Annotated in this window: 11 protein-coding genes; 1 reads left to right on the top strand and 10 read right to left on the bottom strand. The window is 67.8% G+C overall.

Going from position 1 to position 12,095, the window contains the following annotated elements; translation table 11 throughout:
* Positions 1-145: 145 nt before the first annotated feature.
* From GVY41_RS04295 to GVY41_RS04255, 9 genes are all read right to left on the bottom strand, one after another.
* Positions 146-922 carry an enoyl-CoA hydratase-related protein gene (locus tag GVY41_RS04295; RefSeq protein ID WP_161343374.1) on the bottom strand — a complete coding sequence of 259 codons (777 nt, stop codon included), beginning with the start codon at positions 920-922 and terminating at the stop codon, positions 146-148.
* Between the two features lie 66 nt (positions 923-988).
* Positions 989-1,468, bottom strand: coding sequence for a cytochrome c-type biogenesis protein (locus GVY41_RS04290; protein WP_373283247.1), 480 nt, complete (start codon positions 1,466-1,468; stop codon positions 989-991).
* A 5-nt stretch (positions 1,469-1,473) separates the two neighbouring features.
* Positions 1,474-3,459 carry a heme lyase CcmF/NrfE family subunit gene (locus GVY41_RS04285; protein WP_161343377.1) on the bottom strand — a complete coding sequence of 662 codons (1,986 nt, stop codon included), beginning with the start codon at positions 3,457-3,459 and terminating at the stop codon, positions 1,474-1,476.
* Positions 3,456-3,959 (bottom strand): hypothetical protein, encoded by a 504-nt coding sequence (locus tag GVY41_RS04280; protein WP_161343380.1) that lies wholly within the window; start codon positions 3,957-3,959, stop codon positions 3,456-3,458. The genes GVY41_RS04285 and GVY41_RS04280 overlap by 4 nt, the downstream gene beginning before the upstream one ends.
* 330 nt (positions 3,960-4,289) lie before the next feature.
* Positions 4,290-5,417, bottom strand: a complete 1,128-nt coding sequence (locus GVY41_RS04275; protein ID WP_161343383.1) for a FliM/FliN family flagellar motor C-terminal domain-containing protein — start codon at positions 5,415-5,417, stop codon at positions 4,290-4,292.
* 94 nt (positions 5,418-5,511) lie between these two features.
* A complete protein-coding gene (locus tag GVY41_RS04270; RefSeq protein ID WP_161344020.1) occupies positions 5,512-8,199 on the bottom strand; it encodes an ATP-binding protein in 2,688 nt (895 codons plus the stop codon).
* Between the two features lie 2 nt (positions 8,200-8,201).
* Positions 8,202-8,501: a hypothetical protein gene (locus GVY41_RS04265; protein ID WP_161343386.1), complete on the bottom strand. Its 300-nt coding sequence runs from the start codon at positions 8,499-8,501 to the stop codon at positions 8,202-8,204.
* A 5-nt stretch (positions 8,502-8,506) separates the two neighbouring features.
* Positions 8,507-8,875 (bottom strand): response regulator transcription factor, encoded by a 369-nt coding sequence (locus GVY41_RS04260; RefSeq protein ID WP_161343389.1) that lies wholly within the window; start codon positions 8,873-8,875, stop codon positions 8,507-8,509.
* A 135-nt stretch (positions 8,876-9,010) separates the two neighbouring features.
* Entirely contained in the window at positions 9,011-9,655 is a 645-nt protein-coding gene (locus GVY41_RS04255) for a TetR family transcriptional regulator C-terminal domain-containing protein (RefSeq protein WP_161343392.1), read from the bottom strand.
* A gap of 239 nt (positions 9,656-9,894) precedes the next feature.
* On the opposite strand from GVY41_RS04255, the gene aptA reads away from it, so the two are divergent.
* The gene (aptA, locus tag GVY41_RS04250; protein WP_161343394.1) at positions 9,895-11,223 is read left to right on the top strand and encodes an omega-aminotransferase AptA; all 1,329 of its coding nucleotides are present in this window, start codon (positions 9,895-9,897) and stop codon (positions 11,221-11,223) included.
* A 326-nt stretch (positions 11,224-11,549) separates the two neighbouring features.
* Here the strand turns inward: aptA and GVY41_RS04245 are convergent, their stop codons facing one another.
* Entirely contained in the window at positions 11,550-11,756 is a 207-nt protein-coding gene (locus GVY41_RS04245) for a cold-shock protein (protein WP_066812796.1), read from the bottom strand.
* Between the last annotated feature and the right edge of the window lie 339 nt (positions 11,757-12,095).

The raw sequence follows: 12,095 nt of genomic DNA, 5'->3' as shown, positions 1-12,095 counted from the left end.
CGCCCGAGGGGCGGCCGTTTTGCTGTGTGTAATCTCGATCGCCACGAACCTTGAAACTCCTCATTGCCCGGGACAAGGCGCTTCAGCGCCGCCGGGCAGCGACTGTCCGCCCCCTCGGGCAGGCCCTGCCCAGTGACGGTGGCCGTCAGCGCCCCTTGAACTGGGGGCTGCGCTTTTTCAGGAAGGCCGCCACGCCCTCCAGGAAATCCCCCGTGCGCCCGCACTCGCCCTGCAACCGCGCCTCCAGCGCCAGTTGCTCGTCCAGCGTCAGGTCCGATGCGGCGCGCAGCGCCTGCTTGATGCCGCGGTAGGCGACCCCCGGCCCCGAGGCTAGTTGTGCCGCGCGCGCGCGCCAGACCGCCTCGAACTCGGCCTCCGGCGCCGCCTCCCAGATCATTCCCCAGTCGGCGGCCTTGCGGGCAGGAACGCCCTCGGCGAACAGCATCGCCCCCATCGCCCGCGCAAAGCCCACCTGCCGCGGCAGCCAATGGGTGCCGCCCGCATCCGGCATCAGCCCGATCCGGGTGAAGGCCTGCAGGAACACCGCGCTCTCCGACGCGATCACCACATCGCAGCCAAGCGCAAGGTTCGCCCCTGCCCCCGCCGCCGCCCCGTTCACCGCAGCGAGGGTCGGCACCGGGCAGCCGGTGATTGCCGCCAGCATCGGTTCATATTCGTCCCGCAGCACGCCCTCGAAATCCAGCCCCGCCAGATCGCCGACGCTGGCCAGATCCTGACCCGAGCAAAAGGCCCGCCCGGCGCCTGTCAGCACGATCACGCGGGCGCTTTGCGCCAGAGCCTCAAAGGCGGTGCGGATCTCCACCCGCATGGCGCTGTTCAGCGCGTTCATCACCTCCGGCCGGTTCAGCGTGACAATGCCGATGCCGCCCGCTTCGGTGCAGGTGATCGTCTGGTAGTCCATGGCGGTTCCTCCCTCGCTTTGCGGCAGCTTAACCGCGCGGAAGGATTGGCACAGCAGAACGACGCGTCACTTGTCCAGGATTTCGTCCAGACGCCGCTGTTCCGCCGCGTCCAGCGCCTCGACGGGCGGCTCCACCCCCGGGCGGCGGCCGCGCAGGAAAGAGAAGCCGATCCCCAGCCCCGCCAGCAGCATCACCGGCCCCGCCAGCCACAGGATCAGGTTGCCGCCGCTGGCATCGGGCTGGAACAGCACATATTCGCCATAGCGGGCGGTGACATAGTCCAGCACCGCGCTGTCGCTGTCGCCCGCCACCAGCCGCTCGCGCACCAGGATGCGCAGGTCGCGCGACACCTCGGCATTCGATTCGTCGATGTTTTCCGACTGGCAGACCGGGCAGCGCAGCACCTTGGACAGATCCCGGGCCCGCGCCTCCAGTACCGGGTCGGCCAGCACCTCGTCGGGCTGCACTGCGAAGGCCGGGGCGGGAACCATCGCCGGGACCAGAGGCGCCATCATCAGCGCCAGGATCAGCATCAGGCGTTTCATGTGCCTCACTCCGCAGGGGTGGCTTGCAACGGCGCCGCCGTCTTGCGCGCCCCCGCCGCCACGCGGTAGCGCCGGTCCGACAGGCTCAGGAACCCGCCAAGCGCCATCAGCGCCGAGCCGGCCCAGATCCAGCTGGTGAAGGGCTTGATATAGGTCCGCACCGCCCAACCGCCGCTGTCCTGCCGGTCGCCGATCACCAGATAGACATCACGGAACAGCCCGTTGTCGATATCGGCCTCGGTCGTCGGCATCGCCTGCACCGGATAGACGCGCTTTTCAGGATGCAGCACCGTCTCGATCTCGCCGCCGCGCCGCACCGTCAGCGTCGCCATGGTCGAGCTGTAGTTCGGCCCCTGCACGTCCTCGACCGCATCGAGCGTGATCTCGTAGCCCGCCACCTCGAAGGGCGCGCCGATCTGCGCGACGCGGATATCCTCGATGTCGCCCGCGGTCAGCATCGCCACGCCAATCATGGTGACGCCGAACCCGGCATGGGCCGTGGCCTTGCCCCAATCGGCGCGCGGAAGGCGCGCCAGCCGGCCAAGGCGGGCCGAAACCCCTTGCCGCGCCTGCCCGGTCCGCGTCCACAGATCCACCGCAGCCCCCGCCACCAGCCAGGTGCCAAGCGCCGCCCCGATCGGCCCCACCGCCGTGCGGCTGGTGCCCACCGCATAGGCCAGCAGGCCCACCGCCACCGCAAGCACCAGCGCGCCGCGCAACGGCCAGGCGGCCCGTGCAATGCTGCCGCGCTTCCAGGGCAGCATCGCGCCCACCGGCAGCACCACGGCCAGCACCACCATGAACGGCGTGAAGGCCATGTCGAAAAACGGCGCGCCGACCGACAGCTTGCGCCCCCAGGCCATTTCCGCCACCAGCGGCCAGATCGTCCCCACGAACACCACCAGTGCCGACACCGCCAGCAGGATGTTGTTCACCACCAGCCCCGATTCGCGGCTGACCATCCCGAACACGCCCTTGGCCTGCATCGCCCCCGCCCGCGCTGCATAAAGCGTCAGCGCGCCGCCAAGGAAGATCGCCAGGATCAGCAGGATGAACACCCCCCGCTCGGGATCATTGGCAAAGGCATGGACCGAGGTGATGACGCCCGAGCGCACCAGGAACGTCCCGATCAGCGAGAAGCCGAAAGCCATGATCGCCAGAAGGATCGTCCAGCTTTTCAGCGCCTCGCGCTTTTCGACCACGATGGCCGAATGCAGCAGCGCGCCGGCCAGCAGCCAGGGCATGAAGCTGGCATTCTCGACCGGATCCCAGAACCAGAACCCGCCCCAGCCAAGCTCATAATAGGCCCACCACGAGCCAAGCGCGATGCCGATGGTCAGGAACACCCAGGCCGCCAGCGTCCAGGGCCGCACCCAGCGGGCCCAGGCGGCATCGACCCGCCCCTCGATCAGCGCCGCCACCGCAAAGCTGAACGCCATGCTGAGCCCGACATAGCCGAGGTAGAGGAAGGGAGGATGGAAGGCGAGCCCCGGATCCTGAAGCAGGGGGTTGAGGTCCTTGCCGTTGAAGGGCGGCTGCGCCAGCCGCGCGAAAGGGTTCGAGGTGAACAGGATGAAGGCGATGAACGCCACCCCGATCATCCCCTGCACCGCCAGCACCCGCGCCCGCAGCCGCGGCGGCAACTGCGCGCCAAACCAGCCCGCCGAGGCCCCGAACAGCGCCAGGATCAGTACCCAGAGCAGCATCGAGCCCTCATGGTTGCCCCAGACGCCCGAGATCTTGTAGATCATCGGCTTGTCGGTATGCGAGTTGGCCCAGACCAGCTGCAGCGAGAAATCCGAGGTGACAAAGGCCTGCGTCAGCGCCGCGAAGGAAAACGCGATCAAGAAGAATTGCGCGCTCGCCGCGGGCGCCGCGACCGCCATCCAGCCGCCCCAGCCCTTCTGCGCCCCGACCAGAGGCACGGTCGACTGCAAGATCGCCACGGCGAAAGCCAGTATCAGGGCGAAATGGCCCAGTTCGGTGATCATGCGGGGAACCTCCTCAGGTCTGCGGAACCCTGATCATAGGCCCTGCCGCCGCCGGGGCCAAGGAGGATGCGCGCATGTGCCGCGTGGGGGGACTCTCGCGCCCAGAGGACGCAGACAACGGGCTTGCCGCACCGGATATCCAGACGCCGCCAGTCCCCCACCAGCCGGTATCGCCCGCCGCACCATTCGAAGCTGTCGATATTGCCCATGTCCGGTTCGCTCGTCGCATCTTGCGAACTAACGTCCCGCCGCAAGACCTCGACGACCTCCGCGCCCTTGGGAAACCGTATCGTGCCGCGCCTGTAGCAGTATTGCTCGCCGGATCGGGGTGGCTGGAAGTCCGGATGCTGCTCTGTCAGCACAAACTCCATCTCGAAACGGACTTCTGCCGCATCGTAGAGGATCGCCAGCACGAAGCTGTCCTCCAGGTAGAGGTGCTCAAAGCCCGCAAGCTTCGAGTACGGAGCCCAGCGGTCCTCGGGATCATCCGGAATGGTCAACTCGGGTCCGCCCTCCCACGCTTTGTAGATGCCCCTGTCGGACCTGTCCTCGCGCCATTCGGTCCAGGGCCATCTCTCACGTCAAGGCCCGACTGCGGTGGGTCATCCGTCAAAATTGCCTTCAAACCAGCCGCCGCCCGTGCTGCCGAAGCGACACAGGCGGCTCCGCGAGCTGTCCGCGACCCCGTTTGCAAGTCTCCAAAGGGCGCGAGCTCCGGCGCAGCGGGACGAAACCGCCGTTGACCGCGGCTTCCCTGCTGCTCCGCACCCTGTTGGGGCAGCATGCAAGGCTCCCTCTCTCAACCAGAGCCTGAAGCACATTTGCCCCCCCTACATCCCGCCCATCCGCAGAGGCGGCAGCTCCCCCGCCTCGCCCTCCCCAAGCGCATCCAGACCGAACCCGCCCATGTCCATCGGTGCCATATCCGCCATCGGCATCGCCGTCTCCCCGCCCCCCACCGGATCGTCCCAGGTGGGTGCGTCCATTCCGCCCCAGCCCATCGTCGCCACCGCCGGCGCGCCGCCCGGGCCCGGTGCCGGCGCGCGCTCCTCGCCCTCCTCCACCAGCCGCACGGCGCGGAAGCCGCGGTGCTGGCCCAGGCGGGCGCGGGCCAGCAGCCTGCCCCCGGGGCCCTCGATCCGCAGCTGCTCCAGCGTGTCCTCGGCCAGCGGCAGGGTCGCGCCGGGGCGCAGCGCAAGGATGGCGCCGATGGGCAGGGTCAGGCGGGCCAGCACCGCCTCCACCTGCGCGGGCGCGGACATCACCGCCTGTTCCAGCCGCTCCGGCCAACCGGCGGGCTGCGGGGCCTCGCCCTCCTCCACGGGCACTTCCGCCTCCACGATCCACCCGCGCCCCTCGGCCGGCAGAGCCAGCAGCACCCCGCCCTCGCGCGCGGCGCTGCCAGACCCAAGGTCCAGCACCAGCCGGAACACCCGGTAGCCGGTATCCTCGAGGATCAGCGGCAGCGGCCGCGGGTCTTCGAGGAACGAGCCATAGCGGAAGCCGCCTGCCCAGATCAGCGCCGGATCCCCCACCAGCGCCGCCTCGAAACTTGCAAGCGCTGCGTCGATGAAATCGGCCGAGATCGCGGCATCGGTGCGGGTGGGGCGGCGGGCGGCGGCGTTCGCGGCGGGCGGGCTCGCCGACATCCGGCCCATCATCCGCATTTCCAGCAGCGCCGACAGCACCGGGGGTGACAGCACCATCAGCCCCATCCCCTCGGCCGGACCGTCCAGCACCGCCAGCAGCGCCCGGTCCTCCAGCGCCTCGGGCAGGTCGGAAAGCGTCATCTTGCTTTCGGAAACCGAGACCACGCGCAGCGGCAGCGCCAGCAGCTCCTGCGCGGCGCGGGCAAAGGCCTGGCCGAGCGCCTTTTCGGCCGTCATCGGCGAGACACTGGGCGCGCGGCGCCCCGCCCCGGCCTTGCGGCGCATCACCGTCTGCGTCCCTGCCGTCATCCCTGCGGTTCCTGCCAATCCTCTTGCCCCGGGCGCAGGGGCCGCCAGACCGATCTGTGGCAGATCAGCGTTACCAACAGGTTAGCAGCGCCGCTTACGCCGCCTCGCGCTGCCGCCGGGCGGGCAAGGCCACGCGGAAGGCCGCGCCGCCCTGCCCCGGCACATAGGTGATGGTGCCGCCCAGATTGGCCATGATCTCGCGGCAGATCGCCAGCCCCAGCCCGGCGCCCCCCGCGCGGGTGGTATCGGTCAGCCGCGCGAACTTCTCGAAGACCAGCGATTGTGATCCGGCGGGGATGCCGCTGCCATTGTCGATGAAATCCACCTCGATCTGCCCCCCGCGGCGCCGCACCTTGATCGTCAGCTCCGGCCGCGCCGCATCGCAATATTTCCGGGCGTTGGAGATGAGGTTGATGAACACCTGCACCAGCCGGTCGGTATCGGTGAAGATCGGCATATGCTCGGCCGGCAGGTCGCGGTGGATCACGAAGCGCCGTTCCACCCGCGTCTGCCCCGCCGCCTGCAAGGCCCGGTCGATCAGATCATGCAGGTTCGCCACCTGCACGTTCAGCTGCACCCGGCCATTCTCCAGCACCGACAGGTCCAGAAGGTCATCGAGCAGCCTTGTCAGCCGGATCGTCTCGTCATGGATGATCTCGGCATAGCGGGCCTGATCGGGGCCTTCGAGCCCGCCCTCCATCAGGATTTCCGAGAACGCCCGGATCGAGGTCATCGGCGTGCGCAGCTCATGGCTGATCTGGCTGAGGAACGCATCCTTCTGCACCGACAGCGCCTGCAGCTTTTCGTTCGCCTCGGACAGGGCGCGGGCGGTGCGGGCCAGCTCCTCGGATTTCGCCTCCAGCTGGCTGGAGTACTCCATGATCTGCTGCGCCTCATTCGCCACAGCCATCAGGTCCTGAACGGAAACCGCAGCCCCCGCCGCGAATTGCGCGATCATCGCATGGGCGGTGGCCGCACCGACCGATCCCGCCAGCCGCCGCTCCAGCGCCGCAAAGAACTCGGGCGTGGTGTCGGGCAGGAAGCCGGCCTTGCCCTGCGCGGCGGCCTGCGCCTGAAAGAAGCCCTGCGCCTCGTCCGCGCCCAGGATGCCCTGCGCCATCGCCAGCAGATCCTCGGCCTCGGCGCCGCCGCGCGACCAGCCACGGGTCGGGCCGGAATGGTCGAACACGTTGACGAAGGCCACGCCCTGCAACCGCTCCATCGGCCCCGGGAAGGTCAGCAGCGACACCCCGCAAAACAGGGCCGTGTTCAGCGACAGCGACCAGAAGAGGGCATGCAGCAGCGGGTCGATCCCGGTGATGCCGAACAGCGCCTGCGGGCGCAGCCAGCCGATCCCCAGTGGGCCCTGCAGCATCAGCTCGGCCCCGAACAGCTCGCCCGCCCCGAACGACGGCAGGAACAGCACATAAAGCCAGATCGCGAACCCGGTCAGCAGCCCCGCCGCCGCCCCGACCCGCGTCGCCCCGCGCCAGAACAGCCCGCCCAGCATCGCCGGCAGGATCTGTGCCACGCCGACAAAGCTGATCAGCCCGATCGCCGCCAGCGCCGAAGACCCGCCCGACAGCGCGAAATAGCCGTAGCCAAGCGCCAGCACCCCGGCAATCGACAGCCGCCGCGCATTCAGCACCAGCCCGCGCACATCCCCCGCCCCGCGCGCCCCGCCGGTGCGGAAGCGCAACCACAGCGGCATCACGATATGGTTCGACACCATCGTCGCCAGCGCAATCGCCTCGACGATCACCATCGAGGTGGCAGAGGAGAACCCGCCCAGAAAGGCCAGCATCGCCAGCCCGCCCTGATCGAAGGCGAGCGGCAGCGTCAGCACGAACAGATCCGGGTTCGACCCCTCGGGCAGCACTGCCAGCCCCACCACGGCAATCGGCACCACGAACAGGCTCATGGCGAACAGGTACAGAGGGAAGGCCCAGCTTGCGGTGGCCATGTGCCGCTCATCCGCGTTCTCGACCACCATCACCTGAAACATCCGCGGCAGCGTCAGGATCGCGGCACCAGCCAGGAAGGTCAGCCCCGCCCACCGGCCCGGCTGCATCTGCCAGTCGGAAATCTCCGAAGCCTCGATCCGCGACAGGATATCCGCGGGCCCCGATGCCACGATCCAGACCGTGAACACCCCCACCGCCAGCAGCGCCACCAGCTTCACCACCGCCTCCAGCGCGATGGCGGTGACCACGCCGTTATGCCGCTCATTGGCGTCGAGGTTGCGGGTGCCGAACAGGATGGTGAACAGCGTCAGCCCCGCCGCCACCCAAAACGCGGTGGAATTGCTGTCGCGCATCGCCCAGCCTTCGGGCACCGGCCCGGCGAACACGTTGAAGGACAGCGTCACCGATTGCAGTTGCAGCGCGATATAGGGCGTCGCCGCCACCACGCAGATCAGCGTGACGATCACCCCCAGCAGGTTCGACTTGCCGAAGCGCGACGAGATCAGGTCGGCAATCGAGGTCACCCGCTGCGTGCGCCCGATCCGCACCAGCTTGCGCAGCACCCACCACCAGCCGATCAGCACCAGCGTCGGGCCAAGGTAGATGGTCACGAATTCGAGGCCGGAGCGCGCCGCATAGCCCACCGCGCCATAGAAGGTCCAGGCCGTGCAATAGATCGACAGCGACAGCGTATAGACCAGCGGGGATCGCAGCCATTTCACCCGGCCGCGCTGCGCCTGCCGCTCGGCCCAGAAGGCCACAAGGAACAGCAAGATCACATAGAGCAGGCAAGACGCGACCAGCAGGTTGAAGGGCACCATCAGCGCCGCTCCGCGCCGGGGCCGCGCAGATGCTCGGGGGTCTCGCTGGTTCCATCGTCCAGCGCCGGCGACAGCCGCCGCGCCAGAACCGCCGCGGCGATGATCAGCAGCGCCCAGACGGTGAACAGGTACACGACGCCCGAGGCGGTCTCGCCCCCCGGGGTTTCCGCCGGGCGCCACAGGATCGGCAGCGCGACAAGGAAGCCGCCCACCACCGGCAGCATCCGCGCCGCATCCATCACCCGACGCCGCCGATAGCTGCGGCGCGCAAGGAACAGCGGCGTGCTGCGGGCGGGCATCGCGGCTACAGCCCCGCCAGTTCGCGCACCGTCGCCAGCACCTCGGCATTGGCGAAGGGCTTGGTCAGGAAACGGTCGGCCCCCGCCTGCTCGGCGGCACCCCGGGCGCCGCCCTGGCCCTTGGCGGTCAGCATCAGCACCGGCAGCGCCTGCAGCCCCGGATCGGCGCGCAGATCGGCGAGGATGTCGAAGCCAGAGCGTCCCGGCAGCATCACATCCAGCACCAGCACATCGGGAACGGACGCGCGGATCGCGGTCAGCGCGGTTTCTCCATCGGAATGGGTCGCCACAGCCCAGCCATCGCGCGCCAGAATGAACCGGATCGCCTCGATGATGTTCGGCTCGTCCTCGATCAGCAATACGCGCTTGTCCATGGATGCAGGCTCCCCCTTCCCGCAGGTGACGCTTTGGCCGGGTGCCGCCAGTCCCGTTCCCGTCCCCCGGCGCCGACTATCGCGCGAAACCGCCGCCGCTGTCAAAAGCAACAATCATGCTCAGGGGGGCCGTGCTTACGGCGCCAGCAGCCGCCCGAACAGCGTGTCCAGAAACTTCCCCGCCTCGGGGAACGGGTCCGCACCTTCGGGCCCCAGCACCGCGCGCACCTGCATGTCGAAATCGGCGTAATGCTGGGTCAGCGCCCAGATCGAGAAGATCAGGTGATGCGGATGCACCCCGGCGATTTTGCCGGCCTGCTGCCAGCCGCGGATCACTTCGGCCTTCTCGTCGACCAGATCCTTCAGCTCGCCCTCGATGGCCGCCCGCATCCGCGGCGCGCCCTGCAGGATCTCGTTCGCAAAGAGCCGGCTTTCGCGCGGATAATCCCGCGCCATCTGCAGCTTGCGCCGGACATAGGCCATGATTTCGGCCTCGGGCTCCCCCTCCGGGTCCATCTCGCGCAGCGGGTCGAGCCATGTGTCCATCAGCCCCGACAGAAGCTCGACATGGATCGCTTCCTTGGAGGCGAAGTAATACAGCAGGTTGGGCTTGGACAGCCCCGCCACTTCGGCGATCTGGTCCAGCGTGGCGCCGCGAAAGCCCTGCGCCGAGAACACCTCCAGCGCGGCATCGAGGATGGCGCCGGTATTGCGGCGCTGGATGCGGGTGCGCGGGCGCGCCTCTTCTTCCGGTTCCGGCTGTGCTGCGAACTCGTTCACCCTCGCCTCCCTCACCCCAGCCTCGCGCCGCCGCCCGCGCTTTCATGCGCCGCCGTTTAGGACAGGCCTTGACAGCGCGCAATGCCGGGTTTCCCTTCTTTTGCACGGAAGGGCACCGCGCCACCGGCCCCGTTCTTGACGCGTCCTTCCCCTCTGATAGCCTGCCCTTGACCAAAGGGTCAAAGATTTCCGCCAACATCGGCCCCGGGCTCCAAAGCCCCGGCGCCAAGGAGAGCCCCATGGCGCTGGACCGCAACACCGCCCCGAATGACCTGAACGCCTTCTGGATGCCCTTCACCTCGAACCGGCAGTTCAAGAAGAACCCGCGGATGTTCGTCGGCGCCAAGGACATGCATTACACCACCGCCGATGGCCGCCAGGTGCTGGACGGCACCGCGGGCCTGTGGTGCTGCAACGCCGGCCATTGCCGCCCGCTGATCACCGAGGCGATCAGCCGCCAGGCCGCCGAGATGGACTATGCCCCCGCCTTCCAGATGGGGCACCCGTCGGCGTTCGAACTGGCGAACCGGCTGGTGGACATTGCCCCGGCAGGGATGGAGCATGTGTTCTACTGTAACTCCGGCTCGGAAGCCGTTGATACCGCACTGAAAATCGCCATCGCCTATCACCGGGTCCGCGGCGAGGGCACCCGGACCAGATTGATCGGGCGCGAGCGGGGCTATCACGGGGTCGGTTTCGGCGGGATCTCAGTCGGCGGAATTGTCAACAATCGCAAGTACTTCGGGGCGCTTCTTAATGGAGTGGACCACCTGCCCCACACCCACCTTCCGGCCCAGAACGCCTTCGTCAAAGGCCAGCCCGAACACGGCGCCTATCTGGCGGAAGAGCTGGAGCGCATCGTCGCCTTGCACGGCCCCGAGACCATTGCCGCGGTGATCGTCGAACCGATGGCGGGGTCCACCGGGGTGCTGATGCCGCCGAAGGGCTATCTGGAAAAACTGCGTGAAATCAGCAGCAAGCACGGCATTCTTCTGATATTCGATGAAGTCATCACCGGCTTCGGCCGCCTCGGCGCGCCCTTCGCCAGCCAGTTCTTCAACGTCACCCCCGACATGATCACCTGCGCCAAGGGCTTGACCAATGGCGTGATCCCGATGGGCGCGGTACTGACCACCGCCGGCGTGCACGATGCCTTCATGCAAGGGCCCGAACAGGCGATCGAGCTGTTCCACGGCTATACCTATTCCGGCAACCCGATCGCCAGCGCCGCTGGCATCGCCACGCTGCAAACCTACAAGCAGGAGCGGCTGTTCGAACGCGCGGCGGAACTGGCCCCCTATTGGGAGGAGGCGATCCACAGCCTGGCCGGCAAGCCGCATGTGATCGACATCCGCAACATGGGCCTGATCGGCGCGGTGGAGCTGCAGCCGATCCCCGGGGAACCGACCAAGCGGGCGTTCAACGCCTTCCTCAAGGCCTATGAGAAGGGCATCCTGATCCGCACCACCGGCGACATCATCGCCATGTCGCCGCCGCTGATCATCTCCAAGCCCGAGATCGACACGCTGATCGGCACGCTGGGTGAGGTGCTGGACTCGCTCGACTGAAACGCAAAAGGCGCGCGGTCTGCCCGCGCGCCTTTTCCTTACTTGCCGGTCTTCCGCGTCACCGGCTTGTGCGGCGGGCGGACGGTGCCCGCACCGGGGCCCTTGTTGCTCTGGTTCTGCTTCGGCACCGGCGGTTGCTTGCTGGACATGGGTGTTCTCCTTCACATCGGCCTTGGCCGAGGTCTTGATGTGGGCTGCATCTAGCGAAAGCACAAGCCTTCGCGCCAACGCGCTGCACAAACGAAAACGGAGACGGCCGTAGCCGTCTCCGTTAAAATTCCTGTCCGGCCTGCCGCCCTGTTCAGGCAGCGCGGCCGGTGCGAAGCTTACGCCAGCGCGAGGTTCATCGCCGATTCGCGACCGTCACGGCCGGATTCGATGTCGAAGGTCACAGCCTGGCCTTCGTCGAGCTGACGGATGCCAGCGCGTTCCAGAGCCGAAACGTGCACGAACACGTCACGGTTGCCATTCGCCGGAGCGATGAAGCCGAAACCTTTGGTTGCATTGAACCACTTCACGGTGCCATTGGCCATCGTGATATCTCCTAGTATCTAGTGCGCCACCCGCAGAGTGCGGTGGCTTGGCTCAGTCACATCACAATCGAAAACTGAAGCCGTTAGGAGACAGAAGGTCGAAGAGATAGCGTTTCGCCTGACCTATATGACGGGTTCGGGCCGCGAATACAACCCCTCGCCCGAAGAAAGACCCCGGGGGCGTTTATGGCCTTTGCCCTAAACCGGGCCGGATGCTGCGCGGGAGCGCCGCGAAATCCCGCAGTCTGAAAACACGCCAATGAAGGATGCCGCTGCCCGCGCGGCGCGGTGACGCGGGGGGCCGGTCGCGCCTGCCCCACGGCAGAGATTGCCGTTGAT

This window comes from Frigidibacter albus (assembly GCF_009908165.1).
GTDB classification, from domain to species: Bacteria; Pseudomonadota; Alphaproteobacteria; order Rhodobacterales; family Rhodobacteraceae; genus Frigidibacter; species Frigidibacter albus.
The sequence above is the reverse complement of the archived record's forward strand: the minus strand, read 5'-3'. Positions and strand labels throughout refer to the sequence as shown.

Bases quoted from the DNA above. Each gene is read 5' to 3' on its own strand.
- GVY41_RS04295 (WP_161343374.1), bottom strand. From the start codon at position 922: ATGGACTACCAGACGATCACCTGCACCGAAGCGGGCGGCATCGGCATT.
- GVY41_RS04290 (WP_373283247.1), bottom strand. From the start codon at position 1,468: ATGAAACGCCTGATGCTGATCCTGGCGCTGATGATGGCGCCTCTGGTC.
- GVY41_RS04285 (WP_161343377.1), bottom strand. From the start codon at position 3,459: ATGATCACCGAACTGGGCCATTTCGCCCTGATACTGGCTTTCGCCGTG.
- GVY41_RS04275 (WP_161343383.1), bottom strand. From the start codon at position 5,417: ATGACGGCAGGGACGCAGACGGTGATGCGCCGCAAGGCCGGGGCGGGG.
- GVY41_RS04265 (WP_161343386.1), bottom strand. From the start codon at position 8,501: ATGCCCGCCCGCAGCACGCCGCTGTTCCTTGCGCGCCGCAGCTATCGG.
- GVY41_RS04260 (WP_161343389.1), bottom strand. From the start codon at position 8,875: ATGGACAAGCGCGTATTGCTGATCGAGGACGAGCCGAACATCATCGAG.
- aptA (WP_161343394.1), top strand. From the start codon at position 9,895: ATGGCGCTGGACCGCAACACCGCCCCGAATGACCTGAACGCCTTCTGG.
- GVY41_RS04245 (WP_066812796.1), bottom strand. From the start codon at position 11,756: ATGGCCAATGGCACCGTGAAGTGGTTCAATGCAACCAAAGGTTTCGGC.